Origin of the sequence: Arthrobacter jiangjiafuii, from assembly GCF_018622995.1 — a bacterium.
In the GTDB taxonomy this organism is placed as follows: Bacteria; Actinomycetota; Actinomycetes; order Actinomycetales; family Micrococcaceae; genus Arthrobacter_B; species Arthrobacter_B jiangjiafuii.
The window spans coordinates 2,740,227-2,766,931 of the sequence record NZ_CP076022.1 but is presented as its reverse complement, the minus strand read 5'-3'; the positions used below and the strand labels follow the sequence as shown (position 1 = coordinate 2,766,931).

General features: G+C 66.6%; 27 protein-coding genes. 13 read left to right on the top strand and 14 right to left on the bottom strand.

Annotated elements, in window-relative coordinates:
• The first annotated feature begins 131 nt into the window (after nucleotides 1-131).
• Nucleotides 132-1,424 carry a citrate synthase gene (locus KKR91_RS12920; RefSeq protein ID WP_210231153.1) on the top strand — a complete coding sequence of 431 codons (1,293 nt, stop codon included), beginning with the start codon at nucleotides 132-134 and terminating at the stop codon, nucleotides 1,422-1,424.
• Nucleotides 1,425-1,518: 94 nt separating this feature from the next.
• Here the strand turns inward: KKR91_RS12920 and galE are convergent, their stop codons facing one another.
• The 3 genes from galE to dapD are packed head-to-tail and all read right to left on the bottom strand — an operon-like array spanning nucleotide 1,519 to nucleotide 4,443.
• Entirely contained in the window at nucleotides 1,519-2,532 is a 1,014-nt protein-coding gene (gene galE / locus KKR91_RS12915) for a UDP-glucose 4-epimerase GalE (protein ID WP_210231154.1), read from the bottom strand.
• A gap of 38 nt (nucleotides 2,533-2,570) precedes the next feature.
• Nucleotides 2,571-3,440, bottom strand: a complete 870-nt coding sequence (locus tag KKR91_RS12910; protein WP_210231155.1) for a hypothetical protein — start codon at nucleotides 3,438-3,440, stop codon at nucleotides 2,571-2,573.
• Between the two features lie 19 nt (nucleotides 3,441-3,459).
• Nucleotides 3,460-4,443: a 2,3,4,5-tetrahydropyridine-2,6-dicarboxylate N-succinyltransferase gene (gene dapD / locus KKR91_RS12905; protein WP_210231156.1), complete on the bottom strand. Its 984-nt coding sequence runs from the start codon at nucleotides 4,441-4,443 to the stop codon at nucleotides 3,460-3,462.
• Nucleotides 4,444-4,523: 80 nt separating this feature from the next.
• Between dapD and dapE the strand changes: the two genes are divergently transcribed.
• Nucleotides 4,524-5,615: a succinyl-diaminopimelate desuccinylase gene (gene dapE, locus KKR91_RS12900; RefSeq protein WP_210231157.1), complete on the top strand. Its 1,092-nt coding sequence runs from the start codon at nucleotides 4,524-4,526 to the stop codon at nucleotides 5,613-5,615.
• An 86-nt stretch (nucleotides 5,616-5,701) separates the two neighbouring features.
• Here the strand turns inward: dapE and KKR91_RS12895 are convergent, their stop codons facing one another.
• From KKR91_RS12895 to KKR91_RS12880, 4 genes are all read right to left on the bottom strand, one after another.
• Nucleotides 5,702-6,577: an amino acid ABC transporter permease gene (locus KKR91_RS12895; protein WP_210231158.1), complete on the bottom strand. Its 876-nt coding sequence runs from the start codon at nucleotides 6,575-6,577 to the stop codon at nucleotides 5,702-5,704.
• Nucleotides 6,574-7,248 carry an amino acid ABC transporter permease gene (locus KKR91_RS12890; RefSeq protein ID WP_210231159.1) on the bottom strand — a complete coding sequence of 225 codons (675 nt, stop codon included), beginning with the start codon at nucleotides 7,246-7,248 and terminating at the stop codon, nucleotides 6,574-6,576. The genes KKR91_RS12895 and KKR91_RS12890 overlap by 4 nt, the downstream gene beginning before the upstream one ends.
• A gap of 109 nt (nucleotides 7,249-7,357) precedes the next feature.
• Nucleotides 7,358-8,203, bottom strand: coding sequence for a glutamate ABC transporter substrate-binding protein (locus tag KKR91_RS12885; protein WP_210231160.1), 846 nt, complete (start codon nucleotides 8,201-8,203; stop codon nucleotides 7,358-7,360).
• Nucleotides 8,204-8,362: 159 nt separating this feature from the next.
• Nucleotides 8,363-9,139, bottom strand: coding sequence for an amino acid ABC transporter ATP-binding protein (locus KKR91_RS12880; RefSeq protein ID WP_210231161.1), 777 nt, complete (start codon nucleotides 9,137-9,139; stop codon nucleotides 8,363-8,365).
• Nucleotides 9,140-9,278: 139 nt separating this feature from the next.
• Here KKR91_RS12880 and KKR91_RS12875 point away from each other — a divergent pair, with 139 nt between their 5' ends.
• From KKR91_RS12875 to KKR91_RS12850, 6 genes are all read left to right on the top strand, one after another.
• The gene (locus KKR91_RS12875; protein ID WP_210231162.1) at nucleotides 9,279-10,049 is read left to right on the top strand and encodes an LOG family protein; all 771 of its coding nucleotides are present in this window, start codon (nucleotides 9,279-9,281) and stop codon (nucleotides 10,047-10,049) included.
• A gap of 73 nt (nucleotides 10,050-10,122) precedes the next feature.
• Nucleotides 10,123-10,524: a DivIVA domain-containing protein gene (locus KKR91_RS12870; RefSeq protein ID WP_210231163.1), complete on the top strand. Its 402-nt coding sequence runs from the start codon at nucleotides 10,123-10,125 to the stop codon at nucleotides 10,522-10,524.
• Nucleotides 10,521-11,099, top strand: coding sequence for a DNA-3-methyladenine glycosylase I (locus tag KKR91_RS12865; protein WP_210231164.1), 579 nt, complete (start codon nucleotides 10,521-10,523; stop codon nucleotides 11,097-11,099). Before KKR91_RS12870 ends, KKR91_RS12865 begins: the two co-directional genes overlap by 4 nt.
• Nucleotides 11,089-12,348, top strand: coding sequence for a hypothetical protein (locus KKR91_RS12860; protein WP_237687376.1), 1,260 nt, complete (start codon nucleotides 11,089-11,091; stop codon nucleotides 12,346-12,348). The genes KKR91_RS12865 and KKR91_RS12860 overlap by 11 nt, the downstream gene beginning before the upstream one ends.
• Nucleotides 12,349-12,505: 157 nt before the next feature.
• Entirely contained in the window at nucleotides 12,506-12,676 is a 171-nt protein-coding gene (locus KKR91_RS12855; protein WP_210231165.1) for a DUF3117 domain-containing protein, read from the top strand.
• 11 nt (nucleotides 12,677-12,687) lie between these two features.
• A complete protein-coding gene (locus tag KKR91_RS12850; protein ID WP_237687375.1) occupies nucleotides 12,688-14,358 on the top strand; it encodes a leucyl aminopeptidase family protein in 1,671 nt (556 codons plus the stop codon).
• A gap of 26 nt (nucleotides 14,359-14,384) precedes the next feature.
• On the opposite strand, the gene KKR91_RS12845 is transcribed toward KKR91_RS12850, so the two are convergent.
• Complete coding sequence (locus KKR91_RS12845) at nucleotides 14,385-15,023, bottom strand: O-methyltransferase (protein ID WP_210231166.1); 639 nt, start codon at nucleotides 15,021-15,023, stop codon at nucleotides 14,385-14,387.
• 276 nt (nucleotides 15,024-15,299) lie between these two features.
• Here KKR91_RS12845 and sigE point away from each other — a divergent pair, with 276 nt between their 5' ends.
• From sigE to KKR91_RS12830, 3 genes are read left to right on the top strand one after another with little or no spacing between them, the layout of a single operon-like run.
• Nucleotides 15,300-15,911 (top strand): RNA polymerase sigma factor SigE, encoded by a 612-nt coding sequence (gene sigE, locus KKR91_RS12840; protein WP_210231167.1) that lies wholly within the window; start codon nucleotides 15,300-15,302, stop codon nucleotides 15,909-15,911.
• Between the two features lie 4 nt (nucleotides 15,912-15,915).
• Nucleotides 15,916-16,854: a zf-HC2 domain-containing protein gene (locus tag KKR91_RS12835; RefSeq protein ID WP_210231168.1), complete on the top strand. Its 939-nt coding sequence runs from the start codon at nucleotides 15,916-15,918 to the stop codon at nucleotides 16,852-16,854.
• Between the two features lie 49 nt (nucleotides 16,855-16,903).
• Nucleotides 16,904-17,362, top strand: a complete 459-nt coding sequence (locus tag KKR91_RS12830) for a twin-arginine translocase TatA/TatE family subunit (protein ID WP_210231169.1) — start codon at nucleotides 16,904-16,906, stop codon at nucleotides 17,360-17,362.
• A gap of 1 nt (nucleotide 17,363) precedes the next feature.
• On the opposite strand, the gene KKR91_RS12825 is transcribed toward KKR91_RS12830, so the two are convergent.
• The 3 genes from KKR91_RS12825 to KKR91_RS12815 are packed head-to-tail and all read right to left on the bottom strand — an operon-like array spanning nucleotide 17,364 to nucleotide 20,383.
• Nucleotides 17,364-18,497: an Mrp/NBP35 family ATP-binding protein gene (locus tag KKR91_RS12825; RefSeq protein ID WP_210231170.1), complete on the bottom strand. Its 1,134-nt coding sequence runs from the start codon at nucleotides 18,495-18,497 to the stop codon at nucleotides 17,364-17,366.
• A gap of 10 nt (nucleotides 18,498-18,507) precedes the next feature.
• Nucleotides 18,508-19,104, bottom strand: coding sequence for a DUF1003 domain-containing protein (locus KKR91_RS12820; protein ID WP_210231171.1), 597 nt, complete (start codon nucleotides 19,102-19,104; stop codon nucleotides 18,508-18,510).
• Entirely contained in the window at nucleotides 19,097-20,383 is a 1,287-nt protein-coding gene (locus tag KKR91_RS12815; protein ID WP_210231172.1) for a magnesium transporter, read from the bottom strand. Before KKR91_RS12815 ends, KKR91_RS12820 begins: the two co-directional genes overlap by 8 nt.
• Nucleotides 20,384-20,553: 170 nt before the next feature.
• Between KKR91_RS12815 and KKR91_RS12810 the strand changes: the two genes are divergently transcribed.
• The gene (locus KKR91_RS12810; RefSeq protein WP_210231173.1) at nucleotides 20,554-21,498 is read left to right on the top strand and encodes a YflT domain-containing protein; all 945 of its coding nucleotides are present in this window, start codon (nucleotides 20,554-20,556) and stop codon (nucleotides 21,496-21,498) included.
• Between the two features lie 98 nt (nucleotides 21,499-21,596).
• Here KKR91_RS12810 and KKR91_RS12805 read toward each other — a convergent pair whose 3' ends face one another.
• A complete protein-coding gene (locus KKR91_RS12805; protein WP_420481399.1) occupies nucleotides 21,597-23,195 on the bottom strand; it encodes an aminopeptidase P family protein in 1,599 nt (532 codons plus the stop codon).
• 102 nt (nucleotides 23,196-23,297) lie between these two features.
• Here KKR91_RS12805 and KKR91_RS12800 point away from each other — a divergent pair, with 102 nt between their 5' ends.
• Nucleotides 23,298-24,146: a PHP domain-containing protein gene (locus KKR91_RS12800; protein ID WP_210231174.1), complete on the top strand. Its 849-nt coding sequence runs from the start codon at nucleotides 23,298-23,300 to the stop codon at nucleotides 24,144-24,146.
• 9 nt (nucleotides 24,147-24,155) lie between these two features.
• Here KKR91_RS12800 and KKR91_RS12795 read toward each other — a convergent pair whose 3' ends face one another.
• Together KKR91_RS12795 and KKR91_RS12790 are read right to left on the bottom strand one after the other, a co-directional pair.
• Nucleotides 24,156-25,058 (bottom strand): DNA-methyltransferase, encoded by a 903-nt coding sequence (locus KKR91_RS12795; protein WP_210231175.1) that lies wholly within the window; start codon nucleotides 25,056-25,058, stop codon nucleotides 24,156-24,158.
• Nucleotides 25,059-25,078: 20 nt separating this feature from the next.
• Nucleotides 25,079-26,686: a DEAD/DEAH box helicase gene (locus KKR91_RS12790; RefSeq protein ID WP_237687625.1), complete on the bottom strand. Its 1,608-nt coding sequence runs from the start codon at nucleotides 26,684-26,686 to the stop codon at nucleotides 25,079-25,081.
• Nucleotides 26,687-26,705: the final 19 nt, after the last annotated feature.

Here is a 26,705-nt window from a genome sequence, read left to right as displayed (position 1 = left end):
ATTAGTGGTAAAGCCTGCCAAAAGGGTAGCGTTTTGCCTGAATAGATTTAGCGGAATTGACTCTATGGGCGCCTCCCCACTCCATGCGACGCCCGTAGCTCTGGTTTCTTCAAACTCCTGAAGGAGACTTAATGACTGAGCGTCCCAGTGCACAGCTGCACTATGGGGAAAACACCGACGACCGTCTGGAACTTCCCCGCGTCGCCGCGGCGGAAGGAAACGACGGCTTCGACGTTTCCAAGCTGCTGAAGCAGACCGGAACCGTCACGTTCGACCCCGGCTTCATGAACACCGCGGCCACCACGTCCGCAATCACCTACATCGACGGCGATGCCGGCATCCTGCGGTACCGCGGGTACCCGATTGAGCAGCTGGCCAAGCACTCCACCTTCCTGGAGACCTCTTACCTGCTGATCTACGGGAACCTTCCCACGCCCACCGAACTGGATGCCTTCGACCAGCGGATCCGCCGCCACACCCTGCTGCACGAAGACCTCAAGGGCTTCTTCGGCGGCTTCCCCCGTGACGCGCACCCGATGCCGGTGCTCTCCTCCGCCGTCAGCGCCCTGTCGACGTTCTACCAGGACTCGCTGGACCCGTTCGACGACGAGCAGGTGGAACTGTCCACCGTCCGCCTGATGGCCAAGCTGCCCGTCATCGCTGCTTACGCGCACAAGAAGAGCATCGGCCAGCCGATGCTCTATCCGGACAACTCCATGAACCTCGTGGAGAACTTCATGCGCCTGAGCTTCGGCCTGCCGGCCGAGCCCTACGAAATCGACCCGGACCTGGTCAAGGCCCTGGACCTGCTGCTCATCCTGCACGCAGACCACGAGCAGAACTGCTCCACGTCCACCGTGCGCCTGGTCGGCAGCTCCAACGCCAACATGTTCGCCTCCGTCTCCGCCGGGATCAGCGCCCTCTTCGGACCGCTACACGGCGGTGCCAACGAGGCAGTGCTGAACATGCTCCGCGACATCAAGTCCACGGGCATGGCGCCCGAGACGTTCATGGAGAAGGTCAAGAACAAGGAAGACGGCGTGAAGCTCATGGGCTTCGGGCACCGCGTCTACAAGAACTACGATCCGCGCGCCAAGATCGTCAAGGCCACCGCCCACGACATCCTGGCCAAGCTCGGCGGCAACGACGAGCTGCTGGACATCGCGATGCGCCTGGAAGAGAAGGCACTGGCCGATGACTACTTCATCGAGCGCAAGCTCTACCCGAACGTAGACTTCTACACCGGCCTGATCTACAAGGCCATGGGTTTCCCGGAGAAGATGTTCACCGTCCTCTTCGCCATCGGCCGCCTGCCGGGCTGGATTGCCCAGTGGCGCGAAATGATGCAGGACCCGCAGACCAAGATCGGCCGCCCGCGCCAGCTGTACACGGGTGTCCCCGAGCGCAACTACCCGACGCGCTAGAGCCGACGGCAGTAAAAAAGGGCCCCCGGAATCCTTTGCGGATTCCGGGGGCCCTTTGCTGTCCGGTCAGGACCTGCTGATCAGGACGCGCAGGTCAGGAGGCGTAACCCTGCGGGTTGTTCTTCTGCCAGCGCCAGTGGTCCTCGCACATGGCTTCCAGGCTGCGGTGCGCCGACCAGCCCAGGTCTGCCAGGGCCGCCGAGGGATCGGCGTAGCTCACGGCGGCGTCACCGGGCCGGCGCGCGGTGATCTCGTAGGGGATCTCCTTGCCTGCGGCCTTGGAGAATGCTGCCAGCACTTCGAGCACGGAAGAGCCGTTGCCGGTGCCAAGGTTCCAGCGGTGCACGCCGGACTTCACTGTGATGTACTGCAGCGCCGCGAGGTGCCCGGCGGCCAGGTCCACCACGTGGATATAGTCACGCACGCCGGTGCCGTCGGGGGTGGGGTAGTCGTTGCCGAAAACCATGACCTTCTCGCGCCGGCCCACTGCCACCTGCGCCACGAACGGCAGCAGGTTGTTCGGGACTCCGGTGGGGTCCTCGCCGATGCGGCCGGACTCGTGCGCGCCGGCCGGGTTGAAGTAGCGCAGCAGGGCAATGTTCCAGCGCCCGTCGGCCGCACCCAGGTCCGCCAGGATGTCTTCGATCTGCTCTTTGGTGCGGCCGTAGGGGTTGACGGCGTCCATCGGCATTTTTTCGGTCAGCGGGACCTCTTCGGACGCGCCGTACACAGTGGCCGAGGAACTGAACACCAGGGTGCGGACATCATGCTTGTCCATCATCCGCAGCAGGGTCAGGGTCCCGCCCACGTTGTTGTGGTAGTAGTACAGGGGCTTGGCCACCGATTCGCCCACGGCCTTGAGCCCGGCAAAATGGATGACGGCATCAATGCTGAAACGGGAAAACACGGCATCCACCGCTGCCTCGTCCAGCAGATCGGCGTGCACAAAGTCCGCCGTACGGCCGGCCAGGTCCTGGACCCGCTTCAGGGATTCTTCGCTTGAGTTGGCCAGGTTGTCCAGCACCACCACGTCGTGGCCGGCCTCCAGCAGGGCCAGCGTTGTGTGGGAACCGATGTATCCCGTGCCTCCGGTAACTAGTATTCGCATAGAGCCAGAGTAGTGGATTTACGCAGCGTGTTTTCGGCTCAGGATTGTTCGGCGACTTCGAAGACGGTCATGACCACGGCATTGTCCGACGTCGGCGCCGGATCCCAGGTGCCGGTGGCCCGGGTCCACCGCTGCTTGTCGAACGCCACCGAGTCCAGGGACAGCGCCTCGGCGTTGGCCACCGCCCACTGTGCCACGGACCAGCCGTAGGAACCCGTTCCGGCTACCGTAATGCGGTTCCCCTCCACCGTTGCATCCACCGGGCCGTAGACCGCGGTCAGGGACGCCAGCACCGCGTCGGGGCTCCCGGAGGTCGACGGCGGCCCCAAGGTACAGGTGAGCGACGCCGGCGACTGTCCGGTCAACGCCGACGCGAAGGCCCGGGCCTCGGGCTCATGGTCGGCGTAGGCATCGGGAAAGGCACTGCGCTGCACGGTCTGGGCGGCAACGGTCAGCGGCAGGTTCAGATAGTCCGGCACCTTTTCCAGGGCGTTGTAGAACGCATTGGAGGCATACACCGGGTCCATGATCTGTTCCTCGCTGCCCCACCCCTGGGACGGGCGCTGCTGGAACAGGCCGCGGGAGTCCGGGCCGGCTTCATCCCCGTAATCGAGGTTGCGTAGCCCGGACTCCTGGATCGCTGTTGCGATGGCTATGGATGCAGCCCTCGGGGGCATGCCCCGCTCCACCGAGATCCCCGCGATCAGGGCTGCCGTAGCCGCCCGGCCCGGAGTCAGCGAGTACTGGACCCCGTCGGCGGTCGCGGTGCACTCGGCGGCGGCCGGCGGCTCATCCTCGGGCTCGCGCAATACCGACACCGCGTAAACGGTGACGGCGACGAGGAAGAGCACTATCAGCGCCAGCACCGGCAGGAACCCGGTGCGGCGTGAGCTGGAATTCAGGGGCATAGGCAGAGGGCCACAGATGCTAGTTGGCGTGCAGAGCGGCGTTCAGTTCCACGCTCGCTCCGCTGCGGGCAAGTGCTTCAACGGTACCGGTGAGCGAATTGCGGCGGAAGAGCAGGTTCGGGACGCCGGAGAGTTCCACGGCCTTTACCGTTTGCGGCTCCTCGCCGGGCACCAGGACTGCCACCCGCGTGCCGGCCGTGACATAAAGGCCTGCCTCCACCACTGAGTCGTCGCCGATGCTGATGCCCACCCCCGAGTTGGCGCCGAGCAGCACCCGCTCGCCGAGGGTGATCTTCTCCCGGCCGCCGCCGGAGAGGGTGCCCATGATCGAGGCCCCGCCGCCGACGTCGGTCCCGTTGCCGACCACTACGCCTGCCGAAATGCGGCCTTCCACCATGGAGACGCCCAGTGTGCCGGCGTTGAAGTTCACGAAACCCTCGTGCATCACGGTGGTTCCTTCCGCCAGGTGTGCGCCGAGGCGGACCCGGCCCGCGTCGGCGATCCGGACGCCGGAGGGCACCACATAATCGGTCATGCGCGGGAACTTGTCCACGCCAAACACGGTAACCGGTCCGCGGGCGCGCAGCCGCAGCCGCACGGCCTCAAAGCCGTCCACGGCGCAGGGCCCGAAGCTGGTCCACACCACGTTCGGCAGCTGGCCGAAGATGCCGTCCAGATTCAGGCTGTTCGGTGCCGTGAGGCGGGCGGAGAGCAGGTGCAGCCGAAGATAGGCATCTGCGGTGGAGGAGACCGGGGCGTCCAGGTCAATCTCGGTGCGCAGGACCTCGCCGCGGGTCCCGCGGGCTGTGTCGGTCATGGCGGCGGCAGCGGCCGAGAGCTCGGCGGCGAGGCCGTCCGGCGCATCATCCGCAGCGGAGGCCAGGGGCGCGAGGGCAGGGCTCGGATACCAGACATCCAGGACGGTGCCGTTCTCGGTAACGGTAGCCAGGCCCAGGCCGGAGGCGGTGCGGGTGGTCGGAGCGGGGGAGGTGCTTGAAGTCATGTTCTTCAGTCTACCGAGCGCCCCGCTGCTTCCACCGGTGCGGGCGGATCCGGCCGCGGGGGAATCGGTAGGGTGGAGGAATGACTGTTTCGCCATCCCCTGCCCTTGACCTGACCCAAGATGTTGCGTCGCTGACCGCCGAGCTGATGGACATCCAAAGCGTGTCCGGCAACGAGCAGCGCATCGCCGATGCAGTGGAGGCGGCCTTGCGTACCCTGCCGCACCTGGAAGTGGTGCGCGACGGCGACTCCATCATCGCCCGCACCATGCTGGGCCGCAGCGAGCGGGTGATCCTGGCCGGGCACCTGGACACCGTGCCGCTGCCCACCGTTGAAGGATCGCGTGGAACGGTTCCCTCCTCCTGGGACGGTGACGTTCTGTACGGCCGCGGCGCGACCGATATGAAGGGCGGGGTGGCCGTGCAGCTGGCCCTGGCCGCAGGGCTGGCCGAACCGTCACGGGACGTCACGTTCGTGTTCTACGACCATGAGGAAGTCGAAGCCTCGCTCTCCGGGTTGGGCCGGCTGCAGGACAGTCATCCGCAGTGGCTGCAGGCGGACTTTGCCGTGCTCCTGGAACCCACCAACGGCACGGTGGAAGGCGGCTGCAACGGCACCATGCGCTTCCACGCCAGCACCGCGGGCAGGGCAGCCCACTCGGCCCGGGCGTGGATGGGGGAGAACGCCATCCACGCGGCGGCCGAAATCCTGACCCGGCTGCGCGACCATGAACCGGCCACCGTGACGGTCGAAGGACTGGATTACCGGGAGTCGCTGAACGCGGTGAAGATCTGGGGAGGCACTGCGGGGAATGTCATTCCCGATGCAGCGACGGTCGAAATCAATTACCGCTTCGCGCCGGACAAGTCCATTGACGAAGCAGATGCGTACGTGCGGAACCTGCTTGCCGGGTTTGACCTGGTCCGGACCGACGCCGCAGCGGGGGCCCGGCCGGGCCTGGACCAACCGGCCGCCGCCAGCTTTGTCGCCGTCGTCGGCGAGGAACCCAAGCCCAAATACGGCTGGACCGACGTGGCCCGCTTCAGCGCGCTGGGTATCCCGGCCGTGAACTTCGGCCCGGGCGACGCGCTGCTGGCCCACACCGACAATGAGCATGTGCGGGCGCAGGACATCCGCGACTGCCTGGCTGCGCTGCGGACCTGGCTGAGCTAGTAACCGGCATGACAAAGGGGAGGACAGGCGTCGCCTGTCCTCCCCTTTGTTGGTGCAGCTTCGGGTGCCGCGGATATCCGCCGGCGCTATTTCACCGGCGCTTCGACACCTTCGGGATCGATGGCGTCTTCACGCTCCAGCAGCTTTCCGGCCCGCGCGCCGAGCAGGCGCGAGAGGCGCTGCGCGGTGAAGGTCAGCAGCATGTTGATCAGGATGAAGATCAAGGCCGCCACGAGCAGGGACGGCAGCATGTTGCCGGCGCCTGCGCCGAAGCGCTGGGCGTTGGCGAGCAGATCGGTGTACCCGATGATGTAGCCCAGCGCGGAGTCCTTGAGGATCACCACGAACTGGCCCAGCAGCGCCGGCAGCATGGCCACGAGGGCCTGCGGGATTTCGATGCTGCGCAGTGACTGCGACGGTGTCAGCCCGATCGCCAGGCCTGCCTCGCGCTGTCCCTTGGGCAGCCCGAAGACGCCCGAGCGTACGAGCTCGGCGATGACTGATCCGTTGTACAGGGTCAGCGCCACCACCACGGCCCAGAACGGTGCGTCCGAAGCCTCCATGGGAGTGGACTTGGCGAAGAACTGGTACAGGAAGATCATCATCAGCAGCACCGGCACGGCGCGCAGGAACTCAACGACGACGTCGCACACCCAGCGCAGCGGAGCCAGCTGGGACAGCCGGCCGAAGCCGAAGACCAGCCCGAAGGCAATGGAGGTGATGACGGCGACGCCGGCAGCCTTCAGGGTTGCGAGCAGGCCCGGCAACAGGGTGTACTGCCAGGTCTCCCACTCCAGGAAAGGCGTCCACTTGGCAGCCTCGAACTGGTCCTTCGCCGCCAGCCCGTTGACGGCAACGGCCAGGATACCCAGCACCAGCAGCGCGCCCAGGACATTGAAGACCAGGATGCGGCGCTTGGCCCTGGGCCCCGGGACATCGAACAGAACAGCCTGCGTGCTCATCGGGCCACCGCCAGTTTCTTCGAGGCCCACGTGGTCAGCAGGCCGATGGGGATCACAATGACGACGAATCCGATGGCAAAGGTCAGGAAGACCTGGGTCATGACGTCGGGCCGGAATTCGATCATGGTCTTCATCAGGCCGGAGGCCTCGGCCACACTGGCCGCGGCGGCCACGGTGGTGTTCTTCACCAGGGCGATCAGCACGTTGCCCAACGGGGCGACGGCGCCGCGGAATGCCTGCGGCAGGATGATCAGCCAGGCGGCGGGGAGGAAGGAGAGCCCGATGGAACGCGCGGCCTCAGCCTGTCCCAGCGGCACCGTGTTGACGCCGGACCGGATGGCTTCGCAGACAAACGCTGCGTGGTAAATGCTCAGCGACAGCACGGCCAGCAGGAAGAAATTGAGCTCGAAGTCCTTGGTGAAATTGACCTGGAGCTGCCCCCACAGGCCCAGGACGGAGAACACCATGATGATGGTCAGGGGGGTGTTGCGGAAGATATTGACGTAGGCGGTGCCGAACCAGCGCAGGCTGGCGATCGGCGAGATCCGCATGACGGCGAGGATGGTGCCGAGCACCAGCGACGCGATGGCAGCCCAGAACGCCAGCTGGATGTTGACCCAGAACGCAGCGACGACGTCGTAATCCTCGAAGAGGGCGAAGAAACCACCCATGATGTACCTCTTCTGTGATGGAAAGAACCGGTGCGTGTGCGCAGAAGGGACTCCCTTCTGCGCACACGCACCGGAGGTTACAGCGGCCGGTCAGCCGCCGGTTGCCTGGCTAGGCGCAGGCCGCCGGGGTCGGCGGGTTCAGCTCGGCGTTGAAGGTGTAATCGGCACCCTCGGTGTTGGCCTTGATGGCCTCTTCCCAGGCGCCTTCTTCGATCATCTTGGTGATGGCCGCATTGATGTCTTCGCACTTCTCGTTGTCCTTGGAGATGCCGACACCGTACTGCTCTTCGGTGAACGGGTTTCCCACGACCTTGAACTTGCCGGCGTTGGCTTCAGTGGAAGCAAGGCCGGCGAGGATGATGTCATCGGTGGTGACGGCGTCAACCTGGCCACCCTGCATGGCGGTGACGCAGTTGGCGTAGCCGCCCTGCTCCAGCAGGTTCACGCCTGCGGCGTAGGTGTCCTTGATCTTCTGCGCGGACGTGGAACCGGTGACCGAGCACAGGGTCTTGCCGTCCAGGTCCTCCGGGCCGTTGATGTCGGAGTTGTCGGCGTTGACCAGCAGGTCCTGGCCGGCGATGAAGTACGGTCCGGCGAAGGCCACGCGCTCCTTGCGGGCGTCGGTGATGGAGTAGGTAGCGAAGATCATGTCCACTTCGCCGTTTTCCAGCACGTTCTCACGCTGTGCGGAAGGGGTTTCCTTCCACTCGATCTGGTCCTCGGAGTAGCCGAGCTCCTGGGCGACGTACTTGGCGACGTCGACGTCGAAACCGGTGTACTCGGCACCTTCCTTGAAGCCCAGGCCCGGCTGGTCGAACTTGATGCCTATGGTGATTTTCTCTCCGGAACCGGTGGAGTCTCCGCTGGCTTCGTTGCCGGCGTCGCTTCCGCAGGCGGACAGGGTCAGTGCTGCGGCGGCGGCGAATGCCACTGCTGCGTAGCGGGTCTTGCGCATGATGTCTCCTTGTTTAGCGGCCTCCCGGACGGGGATGGCCTTGCTTCAAGGGGTTGCCCCCAACTGGTGAAACGAACTGGTGAAACTGGAACGCTGGTGAAAATGTGGTCCGGGAGCGGTGAAACCCCCGGCCGGTACAACTGGTGAAGCGGAAGGTGGTTAGTGGGCGAGGATCTTCCCCAGGAAGTCCTTGGCGCGGTCGCTCTTGGGATTGGTGAAGAATTCCTCCGGAGAGGCCTGCTCGACGATCTGGCCGTCTGCCATGAAGACCACGCGGTCGGCGGCCTTGCGGGCGAAGCCCATTTCGTGGGTCACCACGATCATGGTCATGCCCTCCTTGGCCAGGCCCACCATGGTGTCCAGGACTTCGTTGATCATTTCCGGATCCAAGGCCGAGGTGGGCTCATCGAACAGCATCACCTTGGGCTTCATCGCCAGCGCGCGCGCAATTGCCACACGCTGCTGCTGGCCGCCGGAGAGCTGCGCGGGAAGCTTGTTGGCCTGGTTGGCCACACCCACGCGCTCCAGCAGGTCCATGGCAAGCTTCTTGGCCTCGGCGGACTTCATACCCTTGACCTTGACCGGGCCGAGCGACACATTGTCGACGATGCTCTTGTGCGCAAAGAGGTTGAAGGACTGGAAGACCATTCCGACGTCGGCACGCAGCTTTGCGAGCGCCTTGCCTTCCGCCGGGAGGACCTTGCCGTCGATGGCGATTACGCCGTCGTCGATGGTCTCCAGCCGGTTGATGGCACGGCAGAGTGTCGATTTTCCGGAACCTGACGGTCCGATTACCACTACCACTTCGCCACGGGCAACATCGAGGTTGATGTCCTGGAGGACATGGAGGTCGCCGAAGTGCTTGTTAACGTTTTTCAGTGAAACGAGTGGTGCGGCAGTATCAGGCGTCGCGCCTGCGGATGTGTCACGGGTCATAAGTGAAGATTATCCAAAGATTGTGTCCATTATGTGTCAGGGGGCACAATTACGCGTCAATCGTGACGCAAGAGCAACCAAACGACTCCACCTTGGCGCCTTGTGAGCCCGCACACCTGCAAATGGCTACCCTTGAACCATGGAATTCAGCGACAACACTTCGCCTGCCCGTGCCGTCAGCCCGCGTAAGAGGGGACCCGTGGAACTGCGCCGCGCCCAGGCCGGTTCGCCGCAGTCGGACGCCTATCTGCTGGACACCCAGGACCAGACCCATTTCACGCACACCGACCCCTGGCGGGTGATGCGGATCCAGAGCGAGTTTGTGGAGGGGTTCGGCTCCCTGTCGGAGCTTGGCCCGGCGGTCAGCGTATTTGGTTCCGCGCGGAGCCTGCCCGGCTCCGCCTATTACAAGCTGGGCGAGGAAGTGGGGCGGCTGCTCGCGGTTGAAGGGCTGGCCGTGATCACCGGCGGCGGGCCCGGATCGATGGAGGCAGCGAACAAGGGTGCGGTGGAAGCCGACGGGGTGTCCGTGGGACTGGGCATCGAACTGCCGTTTGAGACCGGCCTGAACGACTGGGTGGATCTGGGGATCAACTTCCGGTACTTCTTTGTCCGCAAGACGATGTTCGTGAAGTACGCCCAGGGCTTTATCGTCCTGCCGGGCGGATTCGGCACCATGGATGAACTCTTTGAAGCCATGACGCTGGTCCAGACCCAGAAGGTCACGTCCTTCCCGATCGTGCTGATCGGTACGGCGTTTTGGACGCCGCTCCTGGACTGGGTCCGGAACACGCTGCTCGCCGAAGGCATGGTCTCGGCCAAGGACCTGGAGCTGATCCATGTGGTCGACGACCCCGCGGAGGCCGTCCGGCTGATTATCGCCGACAGTGCCGGGCACCTTTCCCCCTAGCCGGAGCGGGACCCGGGACAGGGAGCGGGACTGGGAGCAGGGGAGGCGGCGACCCATCTGGCACGATGGACAGGTGACAACCTTCCTGGTCTTCGTAGCTGTCCTGGCCGCCGGGGCAGTGGCCCTGGCGGCAACCGGACTCCCGGACTCCCGATTCTCCCGGGTGCTCCCCGGGGTCCGGCCGTCCCGTCGTTCTGCCACAGGGGCGGCCGTGCCCGCCGACCCCGGCCTGGCTGAGCCTGATCCGCGCCTGCCGCCGGTGTTGCTGCCCGAGCATCCCCGGCCATCCGATATTGGCAGGCTGCGGTTTTCCGTAGGGCTGCGCGGCTACCGCATGGACCAGGTGGACGCGGTGTTGGACCGGCTGGCCACGGCGCTCGCCGAACGCGATGCAGCCGTGGCCGATCGCGATGCCGCGCTCGCCGCCGCACGGCGCCCTCCCGCCGCCGATCCCGGCCGGCCGGGCCAGGCATGAGCGTTGTGAAGGGGGCAGACGGACGGCTTCGCTGCCCCTGGGCAGGGGCCAGCCCCGACTACCAGCGCTATCACGACGAGGAATGGGGCCGGCCGGTCACCGGTGAAACGGCACTCTTTGAACGCCTGAGCCTCGAAGCCTTCCAATCCGGGCTGAGCTGGATCACCATCCTGCGCAAGCGGCCGGCCTTCCGGGCAGCGTTTGCCGGTTTCGACCCCGCCGCGGTTGCACGCTTTACCGATGCGGACCGCGAGCGCCTGCTGGCCGACGCCGGAATTGTCCGTAACCGGGCCAAGATCGACGCCGTCATAACCAACGCCCGGGCGCTGCTGGAGCTGCCCGACGGCGAGAGCCTGGGCGGCCTGCTGCAGGCGCACCGGCCCGATCCGGCACGCCCGGCACCGGTGGACAGCTCCGATGTTCCGGCCATCACGCCCGAGTCCACGGCACTGGCAAAGGCCCTGAAACAGCGGGGCTTCCGTTTTGTCGGGCCCACCACTGCGTACGCCATGCTGCAGGCCACCGGCTACGTCAACGACCATCTGGAGAACTGTTGGGTGCGGCATGGAGGGTAGGGCAGCAACGGAGCGCGTGGACCCGCCGCCGCCGTCGGGCCCCAACGCCGCCCTGGCAGGCATCGCCGCCTCCCTGGGCGGTGCCTTTGCCCGCTGGCCCTGGTATGCCCGGGTCGCGCTGGTCTGGGCACTGGCCCGGGTCTTCTCCTTCGGCGTTTTTGTGGCGGTGGCAGCCCGCCAGGGACTGAACCCCTGGGGCTGGGCGGGACCGCCGTCGTACCTGCAATTCATCGGCGCCTGGGACAGCGAGTGGTATCAGCAGATCTTCGCGGGCGGCTACCCAACGGAGATTCCCCGCGATGCGACCGGCCGCGCCCTGGAGAACGAGTGGGCGTTCTACCCGCTCTTTCCCGGCCTGGTCCGGGCACTGGATGCGGTCACCGGGCTGGGCTGGCAGGTGCTCGGCCCGCTCGTCGCCACGGCAGCGGGGTTCGCGGCAGCCCTGATGGTCTACCGGCTGTTCGCACTGCGGGCTCCGGCGGGCACCGCACTGTGGGGCGTGGTGTTCGTGGCGGTCTGCCCGGTGTCCCCGATCCTGCAGGTGCCCTACGCGGAATCCCTGAACCTGCTGCTGCTGGCGGCGGCCCTGTACCTGCTGGTCCAGCGCCGCTACCTCACCGCTGTGCCGGTGGTGCTGGTGATGTGCCTTTCCCGCCCCGTGGGAGTTGCCTTCGCCCTGATGATGGCGGTGCTGTTCATCCGCCGCTGGATCCGGCACCGCGCCGAGCCGTTTCCCGGAACCGAGGCCTGGCGCATGATTGTGCTCGGCCTGGCGTCCGGTATCGGCGCCCTGGCCTGGCCGGCGCTCGCCTGGGCCGCCACGGGGGAACTGCGGGCCTACACGGACACCGAAACTGCCTGGCGCGGTGACAGCCTGGCACTGTTCAAGCCCTGGTTCGTGGAGGCTGAACGGCTTTTCGGGCCGGTCTGGGGCCCGGTTGTGCTGCTGCTGCTGGTGGCCTTTGCCGCCCTCTATCTGAATTCCGGATCCGTCCGCCGGATTGGGGTAGAGCTGCAGGTGTGGTGCGGGGCCTACTTCCTGTACCTTCTGGCGTTCCTGAATCCGCTGACCAGCACCTTCCGGCTGCTGTTGCCGCTGTTCCCGCTGGGCCTGGCCCTGGCTTCCCTCAGTGGTTCGCGGGCCTACCGGTGGAGCGTGGCCGTGGCATTTCTGGTCCTGCAGATTGTCTGGGTCACATGGCTCTGGCGGTGGACTCCGCTGCCCGGCGGAGGCGATTATCCACCCTGACTCTGTGTCGCGGAACACATGAAATTTCGTTTGCTTCGTGTTTGTACGGAATAATGAAGGACAATTGCCGCCGGAGCTGGTTTGAGGCCGTGCGACAGAGGATTACATGTGTGACTGGGGGATCGCCCGCAGCGCACTGTGAAAGGGGAACTGGAACATGGCTGCAATGAAACCGCGCACAGGGGATGGGCCTATGGAGGTCACCAAGGAAGGGCGGAGCCTGATCCTTCGGGTACCGATCGACGGCGGCGGCCGCCTTGTCGTGGAACTGAACGCCGAGGAAGCCGGCATGCTCAAAGACTGCCTGCTGGGCGTCACGAGCAGCTAGGAAGCGAAACCATGCAGCTGCCTTCCAATGGATCCGCCAAGGCCGCCCCGAAGAACAGGGCGGCCCCCGGGCCTGATCTGCCGGGCACGGCGATGACCGCTGTGTCCGCAATCGGGCAGCTAAATGCACGGACCGGCGCCCCCACCGCCGGGACCGGGCTCCACCCTGCTGCCTCCGAAGGTGTTGATGTCCTGGTCGTGGCACTGGCTGCCGCAGCAGAAACCAGCGCCCGGGAAGACACGGAGGAAGCACTGCACCCCACTCCGGCGCCCCGCAGGGGCGCCGTGGAAACGGCGCTGGCCTACGGTGTGGACGTGGCAGCCCGTGCTGCCACCGCCGGTTTTACCGGCAAGGCCGGGGAAACGCTCCTGGTCCAGCCGCCGTCGGGCCGCGCTGAAGAGCTGCCGGGCAAACTGATTTACCTGGGCGTCGGCGACGAGTCGGTCCAGGGCATGCGCAAGGCCGGCGCCGCGCTGGCCCGGACAACCCGGGGAGACGCGAAGGTCCGGGCGGCAGTCCTCGACGGGCTGGGCGCTGAGGCGCAGCAGGCATTCCTTGAAGGCTTTTTCCTCGGCGGCTACCGTGCCCCGAGACTGGGCAAGACGCCCGCGGGTCCGCCCATGGCCCGGGAAATGGAACTTACCGGGCTTGATCCCGACGCCCTGCGCCTGGCGGAAATCACCGCCCGCGCGGTCTGGTTCTCCCGCGACCTCACCAACCTGCCACCCGATGTCGCCACCCCGGAGTGGATGGCAGCGCAGAGCCGCGCTGCCGCCGCCCGCGCCGGGCTGGAAATCACTGTCCTGGACGAGGCGGAGCTGAAACGCCGCGGCTTCGGGGGCCTGCTTGCCGTCGGATCTGGGTCCGCGAACCCGCCGCGGCTGGTCCAGGTCTCCTACCGCCCGGCAGCGGAGACCGGAGCGCACGTTGTCCTGGCCGGCAAGGGCATCACCTTCGATTCCGGCGGCATCTCCCTGAAGCCGCGCGACGCCATGATGAGCATGAAAATGGACATGGCCGGCGCCGCCGTCGTCCTGGCCGTCGTCGAGGCTGCTGCAGCCCTGGGCCTTGAACACCGTGTCACTGGTGTGCTGGCGCTGGCGGAAAACGCCATCGGCGGCTCGGCCTACCGCCCCGGGGACGTGGTGAGGACCTATAACGGCACCACGGTTGAAATCGGCAACACCGACGCCGAAGGCCGGATGGTGCTGGCAGATGCCCTCGCCTACGCCGCGGCCGAACTGTCCCCGGATGTCCTGGTGGACATTGCCACGCTGACCGGTGCCGCGGCCCTGGGCCTGGGCCAGCAGCACGGGGCACTGTTCTCCAACACGCCCGGGCTGCTCAGGGCCATGGAACAGGCCGGGCAGGTATCCGGCGACCGGATCTGGCAGCTGCCGCTGGTGCACGAATATGAATACGCCCTGGAATCAGACACCGCGGACTTGGCGCATGTGGCGCCGCCGGCCCTGAAATTCGGTGCCGGGGCCATCGTGGCCGCACTGTTCCTGGAGAAGTTCGTCGACGGCGTTCCGTGGGCCCACCTGGACATTGCCGGACCCATGCGGGCCGGATCGGACAACCATGAAACCGCCAAGGGTGCCACGGGCTTTGGCACCCGGCTGCTGATTTCGTTCCTGCGTAATGCAACATTTCCGCCGAAGGCGCAGGACGCCGGCTAGGACAGTCCGCGCCTTAGGCGCCGGCCCTAGTAGTTGGTCTTGACGGCCAGCAGCAGGCCGTCGCCGGTGGGCAGCAGCGAGGAAACCAGTTCCTCGTTGTCGCGGATGGCCTTGCCGACCTTGCGCATGGTGGTGGTGGTCGCGTCCCGGATGGCCGGGTCCGAAACCTTGCCATGGTCCAGTGCGTCATTGACCACCAGCATTCCTCCCCGTTTGAGCAGGCGCACGGCCTGGATGACGTACAGGGGGAAGTTCGGCTTGTCGGCGTCGATGAAGACCATGTCATAGGCGCCGTCGGTCAGCCGGGGGAGGACCTCGGCGGCCCGGCCGGAAATAGTGCGGGTCCGGTTGCCCGCCACCCCTGCCTCGCGGTAGGCCTCGCGGGCGGCCCGGAGGTGGTCCACATCGGAGTCAATGGTCGTCAGGACGGAGGCCCGCCCCAGGCCGCGCAGCAGGCTCACACCCGATACCCCGGCGCCGGTTCCCACTTCCACGACGGTCTGGGCCTTGGAGGCAGCAGCAAGCACGGTCAGCGCCGCACCCACGCCCGTGGACACCGGAGTGACACCCAGCTCATAGGAGCGGTCCCGCGCCCGCAGCAACACTTCGTCCTCGAAGGGCAGTCCCTCCGTGTAGGACCAGCTGGTCTGCTTGTCGGCGCTCATTCATGTCACTTTCATAGGAGGGAACCGTGCTCAGTCAAGCTTAAGGCCCAGCGGGGCCCCGTCCGGCCTCTTAGTGCAGTCCGCCACGCCGGAAACGCGCCTATCTGCACAAGGGCGCCAACCCAAGGCCGCGGATGCGAACCTTGCCTGCCTGCACCAACCGTGCTAACAGAGAACTCCCAGATTGATGGGCCAACATTAACGAAAAGCAGAAACAGCACGGAGAATCGTCACGCCTACGGCGGGACAGCGACGCGGAAGGGAAGGAGGAAGACAATGACGACGACGTCCTCTGCGGCAGCCGGCACGCCGGAAGACTCCGTTTGGGTGCGACCCTCATGGGAGGAAGTCGTGACTGCCCATTCTGCCAAAGTATACCGGCTGGCCTATCGGCTGACGGGAAACCGGCACGACGCCGAGGACCTCACCCAGGAAGTGTTCGTCCGCGTCTTCCGTTCCCTGGCTAACTTCCAGCCTGGCACCCTCGACGGCTGGCTGCACCGCATCACCACCAACCTCTTCCTCGACCAGGCGCGCCGCAAGAGCCGGATCCGGTTTGACGGCATGAGCGAGGAGACCGAGAGCCGGCTGCCGAGCAACGGACCCGGCCCGGAACGCAGTTTCGAGTTCAACAACCTTGACGTGGACATTGCCCGCGCCCTGGAGGAGCTTCCCCCGGATTTCCGCGCCGCCGTCGTCCTCTGTGACTTGGAAGGCCTGTCCTACGACGAAGTGGCACGCGCCCTCGGAGTCAAACTTGGAACGGTCAGGTCCCGGATCCACCGCGGCCGGACCATGCTCAAGGAGAAGCTGGCGCACCGGGACCCGCAGGCCCGCCGCCCTGCCGCACCGCGGCTCTCCCTTCCCCGCGTGGCAGGCGCCAACTAAGCTGATGCGCCATCCCAAACGCCTCCTTCAGGAATACCTGGATGACCAGGCCACACCCTCCCGGGCCGCGGCCGTCCAAGCCCACCTCGCGCGCTGCGCTGCCTGCCGTGCCGAGGCCGCCCGTGAACGCCGGCTGCGCAGCAGGCTGCGAACCGCGGAGGTTCCCGTTGCCCGACCGGAACTGCGCGAGCATACCGACCTTGCCGCGCGGCGTGCTGCCGGGGGAGACGCCGGCGGATATGCAGCAGAGCCGGACCCAGCCGCACACCGGCGGCGCCACCGGCTCATCAGCGCAGCGGGAGCAGTTGCGGCAGCCGTCGGGCTGGTGCTTTCCACCGCCTATCTGCTGGGCAGCTGGAACAACGGCGAATCCCTGAACAACGCCGCACCGGGGCTGGCCGCAGGCTGGACCGAGGTAACCGATGGTGCCGGCGGCACCCTCTCCGCCGACCAGATCACCGACCTGCGGGCCCGCGGCTGGGCATGTCCGGAACTGCGCTCAACCGGCATGTCCCTGGTTGCGGCAAAGGCAGCACGGATTGACGGCCAACCGGCAGTGGTCATGACCCTTCAAGGCCAGGGCAGCACCGTGACCATCTACGAGACCCGGCCGGCCGGTTCCAGCTCCAATGCCCCGGTTGTGGATGGCGTGACCGGACGTGCCGTTAAGGACGAGGGTTTTGTTCTGCAGGAACAGGAGCCGGGCCGACCCCAGGTATGGCTGCATCCGCAGCGCCCGCAACAGGCGGTGCTGGCGGCCGAGGGAGTGGCCTACACCGTGGACGCCGCGCCGCCCGGAGAGGTCCTCGACAATGCGGTGCGCGAGATTTCGCTGACCGAATCATCCCGGCTGGTGCTGCACCCGCCCGAAAGCGCCCAGGGCGTCTGGGACCGCATCCAGCGGGGACTGGCAATTATGGCCGGCAACGGAAACAACAGGTGACCCCCAGCCCAAGTGGCTCCTTGCAACGCGGAAAAGGTAGTCTTCACAAGTGATCGGAATCAATGGCTATGAGCTGCTCGTCCTGGCGATCCTTGCCGTGGCCGTGCTCGGGCCCGAACGCCTCCCGGAGTATGCCTCCCAACTGGCCCGCCTAATCCGCGAACTGCGGCGGATGGCCTCCGGTGCACGGGACCAGCTCCGCGAAGAGGTGGGACCGGAAATCGACGAGGTGGACTGGCGGAAGCTTGATCCGCGCCAGTATGACCCGCGCCGGATCATCAAGGAAGCCCTGCTGGACGATTTCGAAGACGCCGTCAAACCTGTCAGCGCCAAGCCTTCTGCCGCCCGCACCCCGGCTGCCGGCAGTTCCGCTGCAGCCGGCGTTGCTCCTGCTCCGGGAACCCCGTCACAAGATGCCGGTCCGGCCCGAACGCAGCCGCCCGCCGTCACGCCGCTGGTGCGGCTGGAAAGCGGCGCGCCGGCGCCGTTCGACACCGAAGCGACCTAGGCTACCGCGGACTGACGTCCAATTTCAGGCCGGAGAGCCCGCGCGGACGCCGGGCAAGGACACCGGCAATCCGCCGCAGTTCCGCCCCGGCCGACCCCTCCACCGACGCCGCACGGGAAAGCACCACCGGCGCACCGGCATCTCCGCCCGTACGCAGGTCCACGTCCAGGGGGATGCTGCCGAGCAGGGGAATGTCCTTGCCGAATGCCGCACTGAGCCGCTTGGCGACAATATCCCCGCCGCCGGAACCGAACAGCTCCATCCGTTCACCGGTGGGTAGTTGCAGCCAGGACATGTTCTCGATGACGCCGGCTACGCTCTGGCCCGTCTGGGAAGCCACTGAACCGGCACGTTCGGCCACGTCGGCAGCTGCCGCCTGCGGCGTGGTGACCACCAGGATTTCGGACTGCGGCAGCAGCTGGGCCACGGAGATGGCAATATCGCCGGTGCCCGGGGGCAGATCCAGGAAGAGCACGTCCAGATCGCCGAAATAGACATCCGTCAGGAACTGCTCCAGGGCCCGGTGCAGCATCGGACCGCGCCAGGCGACCGGAGCATTGCCGTCCACGAACATGCCGATGGAGATGGTCTTGATCCCGTAGGCCACGGGAGGCAGGATCATCTCGTCCACACGGGTGGGCGGCGCGGTGATGCCCAGCAGGCCCGGCACGGAGAACCCGTGTACGTCGGCATCCACGATCCCGACCCGCAGGCCGGCAGCAGCCATGGCCGCCGCGAGGTTCACCGTGACGCTGGACTTGCCCACCCCGCCCTTGCCGCTGGCCACGGCGTAAACCCTGGTCAGGGAGCCCGGACGGTTGAACGGGATGTCTTTGGCCCCGCCCGGACCGCGCAGCTTTTCCTTCAGCGCGGTGCGCTGGTCGGCGCTCATGACGCCCAGGTCCACCCGAACGTCGGTGATGCCCTCGACACCGGCCAGGACGCGTTCGACGTCGGCGGTGATGGTCTGGTGCAGCGGGCACCCGGCGATGGTGAGCAGGATGCCCACTGAGGCGGCGCCGTCGTCGTCCACTGACACGCCGGCGACCATCCCCAGCTCGGTGATGGGGCGCCGCAGCTCCGGATCCAAAACGGAATCCAGGGCTGCCAGGGCACGGTCTGCTGTTGATTGCATAACCACGCCCCTAGCCTTCCCTCCCGCCGGGATTGAGTTTCGGCATGGATTCCGTGGCGGCTGAATCGCGCCGGCGGTTTCCGCGCCGTGCATGGCCGTCCTCGGGCGGATCATTGGCTTCCAGCAGCTCCTCGAGCAGGCTGCGGAGTTCGGAGCGCACATAGTCACGGGTTGCCACTTCGCGCAGGGCGATGCGCAGTTCGGCGATCTCCCGGGTCAGGTATTCCGTGTCCATGAGGTTGCGCTCTGCGCGTTCGCGGTCCTGGCGTACTGACACCCGGTCGCGGTCATCCTGCCGGTTCTGGGCCAGCAGCAGCAGCGGTGCAGCGTAGGAGGCCTGCAGCGAGAGCATCAGGGTCAGCAGCGTGAAGCCCAGGGCGACGCTGTCAAAGCGCAACGGCTCCGGCCCCCACGTGTTCCAGACCAGCCAGACCACGCAAAAAATCGTCATGTAGACGAGGAACGTCGGCGTGCCCATGAAACGGGCAAAGTTCTCGGTGGCGTGGCCGAAGGCGTCAGGGTTCGGCGAGAGCCGCGGCAGCCAGCGGGTGCGGGCGGTACGGGGCGTATCCAGGCCGCTGGTCTGGGACTTTACTTTTTCAGCCATGGGTCCTTCCCTGCTTAGCATCAGTGGCGGTGTCGTCGGAGGCGCGCCAGTCATCGGGGAGCAGGTGGTCCAGGACATCGTCCACTGTCACCGCCCCCACGAGCCGGCCGCCGTCGTTCACGACGGGGAGCGAATTGAGGTTGTAGGTGGCGAGCATCCGGGAGACCTCGCTGATGCTCGCGTGGTCCCGCACCGGCTCCAAGTCTGTATCAAGGATATTCCCCAGTGCTTCGGGAGGTGCCGACCGCAGCAGCTGCTGGATGTGCACGACGCCGAGGTAGCGTCCGGTGGGCGTCTCCAGCGGCGGCCGGCAGACATAGATGGAGGACGCCAGGGCGGGGGTGAGCTCCTCCCTGCGGACGTGGGCAAGGGCCTCAGCCACCGTCGCTTCGGGCGGGAGGATCACCGGCACCGGCGTCATCAGCGACCCGGCCGTGTCCTCCTCATATTCCATGAGGCGCCGCACGTCGCGGGCATCCTCGGGTTCCATGAGCTGCAGGAGCTCTTCCTTTTGCTCCTCGGGCAGCTCGTTCAGGAGGTCGGCGGCGTCGTCGGGATCCATCTCCTCGAGGACGTCCGCGGCACGTTCCACATCCAGGGACTGCAGGATCTGCACCTGGTCGTCGTCGGGCAGCTCCTGCAGCACATCCGCGAGGCGTTCGTCCTGCAGCTCACTGGCCACCTCGATGCGGCGCTTCCCGCTCATCTCGTGCAGCGCCTCAGCAAAGTCGGCGGCCTTCATGTCATCGTTCTGGGCAACGAACTGAGTGGCTGCCTGCGGTCCGCTGATATCCCAGTGGTAAATGTCAGCCCAATCAATGATGACGGGCTCTCCGCGGCGGCGCAGGGACCGCAGCCGCGGCGCAGCGGCGCCCCGGCGGACAAACAGGTTGGAGACATGCCAGTCGCCGGCCCTGTTCTGCTCAATGGCGATGTCCTCAATGGTGGCTTCGCCGCTGCCGTCCCGCAGGAGGACCCTGCGGTCGAAGAGCTCGGCCACCACGAGCATTTCCGCACCGCGTTGTTCGAAGCGGCGCAGGTTCACCAGCCCCGTGCAGATGATCTGGCTGGGGTCCATCGAGGTGATGCGGGTAATCGGCACGAACACGCGTTTCTTCCCGGGGACCTCCACCACGATGCCGACGGCCTGCGGAGGACGCCCCGGCCCGCGGTCGAGCACGACGGCGTCGCGCAGCCGGCCCAGCCGGTCACCGAGCGGGTCGAAGACGTCGAGGCCGAGCAGGCGCGCAATAAAGACACGGGTAGGATTTTTGCTCACATTCTTAGGCTACGTGGTGGCTGGTATATCCGGCGTATCCGGGTGAGGGTCCGCAGCCCCGGCGGCCGACCCTCACACCTGCCGCAACGGTGCAGGTACCCGGGGTGTTCCTTAGTTCACCGGAAGCGATAAGGGCACCGACGGAGCCGGATGTGGGACAGAATGGAGGAATGTCAAACCTCTTCGGTTCAAAGCCGCCACGCGATGAAGGCCGCAGCCTGCCCCAAGGTGAAACGGTGGGCCGGTACACCGCCTACCTGGACGCCCAGAAGGCCGTTGATTATCTGGCGGACAGCAAATTCCCGGTCCAGATGGTCTCCATCATCGGCAACGAGCTGAAGTCGGTTGAACGGGTTACCGGCAGGCTGTCCTATCCGAGGGTGGCGTTGTCCTCAGCGGCAACCGGCGCCTGGTTTGGATTGTTCGTTGGGCTGGCGCTGATGCTGTTCGCCGGCGGCGAGTCCTACATCTCCCTGATTCCGTCGATGGCCCTGGGCGCGGTGTTCTGGCTGCTGTTCGGAATCCTGGCCTACGCGCTGCAGCGCGGACGGCGCGATTTCACCTCCACCAGCCAGGTGGTGGCCACCAGCTACGACGTGATTGTTGCAGCCAACGCCGCAAACGACGCCCGGCACCTGCTCCGGCAGCTCCCGATGGTCGGCCAGCACGGCCATCCCCAGCCGTATCAGGGCCAGCCGCCGTACCAGGGCCAGCCGCCGTATCAGGGCCAGCCGGGCGGACCCGGCACTGCTCCCGAGCGTCCCGCAACCTGGGCCAACCCGTATGGTGCAGCCACAGGCAACCAGCCGGGTGCTGACGCGTCCGCGCCTGCCGAGGGCGCGCAGGCGCCGGGAGCCTCCACTGCCGGACAGGGAAGCGTACCCCGCGGGCAGTTCGCCGATCTGCCGGACGGCCGCCCGCAGTATGGGGTGCGGCTTCCGTCCCCGCAGGAACAGCCGGCCGCCGGCACCGCCGAAATCGGCGGGGGCGGTCCCGGCGAGGGCGGTCCCGGCACCGATGTGGACCCGGACGCACAGAGCAATGATGCACAGAGCAATGATGCACAGAGCAACGATGCACAGGCCAAGGACGCCGGCGCCCGGGACAGCCGGTAGCCACGCCGCCACACAATTGGCTCAAACAAGAGGCTCCGTACCCCCGATGGGGTGCGGAGCCTCTTGTGTATGAAGGTGCTTGCCTAGCAAACTGCTGCCTACTCGGCGGCGTAAATGCCTGCCATCCAGTTTTCGACGTCCTCCGGGTTGCGCGGCAGGGCCGCACTGAGGTTGACCGGCCCCTCGGCGGTGATCAGGATGTCATCCTCGATCCGGACGCCGATGCCCCGGTATTCCTCGGGAACCGTCAGGTCTTCGTTCTTGAAGTAGAGGCCGGGCTCGATCGTGAAGACCATGCCTTCTTCGATGATGCCGTCCAAGTAGAGTTCCTTCCGCGCCTGGGCACAGTCGTGAACATCCAGGCCAAGGTGGTGGCTGGTGCCGTGCGGCATCCAGCGGCGGTGCTGCTGGCCTTCGTCGGAAAGTGCCTCGTCCAGCGGTACCGGAAGCAGGCCCCAGGAGTCGAGGCGCTCGGCCAGGACCCGGACGGCGGCGGCATGGACATCGCGGAACTTTGCGCCCGGGACTGCGGCGGCGAAGCCGGCATCTGCGGCATCCAGCACGGCCTGGTAGATCTTGCGCTGCACGGGGGAGTACGTGCCGTTGACCGGGATGGTGCGGGTGACATCGGCGGTGTACAGGCTGTCGGCCTCAACTCCGCCGTCCAGCAGCAGCAGCTCACCGGCGTTGACGGTGCCGTTGTTGCGGATCCAGTGGAGCACGGTGGCGTTGTTGCCGGCCGCGGCGATGGTGTCGTAGCCGAGGTCGTTGCCTTCTTCACGGGCCCGGGCGAAGAAAGCACCCTCCACCACGCGCTCCCCGCGCGGGTGGGCAATGGCCCGCGGCAGGGCCTTGACCACGTCGGTGAAGCCGTTGACCGTGGCAGCCACTGCGGCTTCCATCTGCTTGATTTCCCAGGCGTCCTTGATCAGGCGCAGCTCGGACAGCGCCTCCGTCAGTTCCCCGTCCAGGGCATCAAGTGCACCCAGGTCAACGTTCTCCGGGTCCATGGCGGTGTTGTAGCGGACAGTGTCCACCAGCGCGTCGACCATCTCATCAACCTTGCGCAGCAGGCGAACGGAGACGCCGCCGAACTGCGGGTCTCCGACGTTGGACGTGATGGCGGTTTCGGCTTCGTCCAGGTGGCGGGTCGGGAGGTCCAGCAGGGCGCTGACCTGCTCCAGGCCCAGCCGGGACCCGATCCAGAAGGCACCGTAGCGGGCGTTGGAGTAGAACTCTTCGCTGTCCGTGCCGGCGAGGGGGCGGAAGTACAGGACCGCGGTGTGGTTGCCGCCGTCGTCGCCAGTTCCCGGCTCAACCGGTTCCATGATGAGGATGGCGTCGGGTTCCTGGTCCAGGCCCAGCCCGGTCAGGTGCGCAAAGCCGGAGTGCGGCCGGAAGCGGTAGTCGGTGTCATTGGAACGGACCTTCAGCGGTCCGGCGGGAACCACCAGGCGTTCACCCGGGAAACGCTCCGACAGCGCACGACGGCGCCGGGCGGCATGGGGGGCCACTTCGGCGGTGGCCGGAAGGGCTGTTTCGTCGTCGGCCCAGCCGGTGGCCATGAACGCCTTGTAGGCTGCGTTGGAGGGCTTCTGCGAGCGGTTGTTCACGCGGTCATCCAAGGGCTGCCCTTCCGAGGGCTCCTCGAGTCCCGACGTGTTGGCGGTGGTCAGTGGATTCGCATCAGTAGTCACCCCTCCATGGTCTCACCGCCCGGGCTGGGCAGCCAAACATCCCGGGGCGCCTGTACCCGTGCCGGTTCCGGTCCCCCGTGCCGGACCAAGTAGATTGAGCAGGTGAGAATCGACCTGCACACGCACTCAACAGTCTCCGACGGAACCCAGCCGCCGGCGGAGGTGATGCGGTCCGCCCGCCAGGCGGGACTCGACGTGGTGGCACTGACGGACCACGATTCGACCGCCGGCTGGGACGAGGCGGCCGAGGCGGCGCAGGAACTGGGCCTGGGCCTGGTGCGGGGCATGGAGGTGTCCTGCCGCAGCGAAGAGGGGATCAGCGTCCACGTGCTGTCCTATCTGCACGATCCGACCCATCCGGAGCTGCTGGCTGAAATTGCCAAATCCCGGACCGCCCGGGTCTCGCGCGCCGAGCTGATGGTCCAGCGGCTCGCGGAGGACTATCCGATTAACTGGGAGCTGGTGCAGGAACACGTGGCGCCCGGGGCAACGATCGGCCGGCCGCACATTGCCGATGCCCTGGTCGCAGCGGGTGTGGTGCCCAACCGCTCCGCTGCCTTCTCGGGCATCCTCACCGCCCGTTCACGCTACTTCGTGGCGCACTACGCACCGGACCCGGCCCGCGCCGTCGACCTCATCCGGCGCGCCGGGGGAGTTCCGGTGTTTGCCCATCCGGTGGCTTCCTCGCGGGGGCGGGTGGTGGGGGAGAAGACCTTCCGGGACATGATCGACGCCGGCCTGCTCGGGGTGGAGGCCGACCACCGGGACAACCCTGCCGAGGGCAGGGTCTGGCTGCGGCAGCTGGCTGCGGATAACTCGCTGCTCGTCACCGGCTCCAGCGACTATCACGGCACGGGCAAGCCGAACCTGCTGGGGGAATTCACCACTGACCCCGCCGTCCTGGAGAAAATGGGCGAACTGGCCACCGGAACGCCGATCCTCTTCGCCTGACTTTCCCTGCTAGCCGACGGCGTCGGCCGGCAGGGGAGCTGCAGCGCCCGGCGCGGAAACGATGTCGGCGGCATGCCCCAGCCGCTTGGACATCACGTCGATTGCCTGTGGATTGGCATCCACGCAGACAAACTTCCGGTTCAGTTTCGCTGCCACGGCGCCCAGGGTGCCGGAACCGGCGAAGAAGTCCAGGACCCAGTCACCCTCACGGCTGCTGGCAGCCACGGTCCGCCGGAGCAGGCCCTCGGGTTTCTGCGTGGGGTAGCCGGTTTTTTCCTTGCCCGTGGGCGAGACAATGGTGTGCCACCAGACGTCGGTGGGCAGCTTCCCCAGAGCGACCTTTTCCGGTGTCACCAGCCCCGGGGCCATGTACGGTTCACGGTCCACTTCGGCGTTGTCGAAGTGGTACGCGGCGGGGTTCTTCACATAGACCAGGATGTTGTCGTGCTTGGCCGGCCAGCGGTTTTTCGCCCGTCCGCCGTAGTCATAGGCCCAGATGATTTCGTTGAGGAAGCAGTCCCGGCCGAACAGGGCATCCAGCATCACCTTGGCGTAGTGCACTTCGCGGTAGTCCAGGTGCACGTACAGGGTGCCGTCATCGGCCAGCAGCCGCCAGGCTTCGGCCAGGCGCGGCTCCAGGAACGCCCAGTAATCGTCAAAGGCGTCGTCGTAGCTGGAGAGCAGGCCCTTGACCGTGCTGTAGCTGCGGCCCTTGAAACCGACGCGGTCGCCGCTGCCGTCGGCGCTGCGGACCATGGTGGTCTGCTGGCGGCGCTGGGACCGGCCGGTGTTAAACGGCGGATCCACATAGATCATGGTGAAGGCGCCGTCCGGCAGGGTAGGCAGGAACACTGCGTTGTCCGCGTGTACCACCAGCGACCTGCCGTCCGGCGACCAAAGGGGTGTGCTCATGGGCTGTGGTGACTGCCCGGCTATTCGGCTGCGCTGTTGTCGACCACTTCGCCGTTGCGGCGGCGGGTACGGGTGCGGCTGCGGCGGGGACGGTCGGCAGCGGGTTCAGCTGCCACCGGCGTCTTCTCAGCCTTCGCGGGGGCAGCAGGGGCCTCCGCGGAACGGCGGGTTCCTTCGCGCTTGTCCGAGCGGCCCCGGTCGCCGCCGCGGGGACGGTCGCCCCGGGTGCCGCCGGAACGCGAACGGTCGCCGCTGCGGGCGCCGTCGCGGGAGCCTTCCCGGGAGGACGACGCCGCAGTGTTCTTCTTGCCGGTTTCGCCCAGGTCTTCGATTTCCTCGGCATTGATGCCGGCCAGGGTGCGCTTGTTGCGCGGCAGGCGGCCCTTGGTGCCTTCGGGGATATCCAGGTCCGTGTACAGGTGCGGCGAGGAGGAGTACGTTTCCACGGGCTCGGCCTGGTCCAGGCCCAGTGCCTTGTTGATCAGGCCCCAGCGGGGAACGTCGTCCCAGTCAACGAACGTCACTGCCGTGCCCTTGTTGCCGGCACGGCCGGTGCGGCCCACCCGGTGCAGGTAGGTCTTTTCGTCTTCGGGGCACTGGTAGTTGATCACGTGCGTGACGTCGTCGACGTCGATGCCGCGCGCGGCGACGTCGGTGGCCACGAGCACGTCGACCTTCTCGTTGCGGAAGGCGCGCATGGCCTGCTCGCGTGCACCCTGGCCCAGGTCGCCGTGCATGGCGGCAACGGCAAAGCCGCGGTCGGCCAGCTCTTCGGAGAGCTTGGCGGCGGTGCGCTTGGTCTTGGTGAAGATGATGGTGCGGCCGCGGCCCTTGGACTGCAGGATGCGCGAAACCACTTCACTCTTGTCGAGGTTGTGGGCGCGGTAGACAACCTGGCGGATGTCCTTCTTGGTCATCCCCTCGTCATCCGGATCGGCGGCGCGGATGTGGGTGGGCTTGGTCATGTAGCGCCGGGCCATGGCGACGACGGCGCCGGGCATGGTGGCCGAGAAGAGCAGCGTCTGGCGGACGGCCGGGGTGGCGGCCATCAGGGTTTCGACGTCGGGCAGGAAGCCCAGATCCAGCATCTCGTCGGCCTCGTCGAGCACGACAATGCGCACGTTCTTCAGCGACAGGTGCTTCTTGTTGTAAAGGTCGATCAGGCGGCCGGGGGTGCCGACCACGATCTCCACGCCCGCGGTGAGGGCTTCGAGCTGGGGCTCGTAGGCACGGCCGCCGTAGATGGTGACAATGCGGGCGCCGCGGCGCTTTGCAGCCGTGGACAGATCGCCGGCGACCTGCACGGCAAGCTCACGGGTGGGGACCACGATCAGGGCCTGCGGGGCGCCGGGTACGGCGAGGGTGGCGTACGCCTCGTCGTCGGGCGCGATCACACGCTGGATCGCGGGAATGCCGAAGCCCAGCGTCTTGCCGGTACCGGTCTTGGCCTGGCCGATGATGTCATGGCCGCCGAGCGCTACGGGCAGCGTCATGGACTGGATGGGGAACGGATGCGTGATCCCGGCCTCCGCCAGCGACTCGACGATGTCGGAGCGGACACCGAAATCGGCGAAGGTCAGTTCGGGAATTTCGGCTGCTGCCTGCGTGGTGGCCAGGGTCTCGGCCACGTGCAAAGCTTCGTTGCTG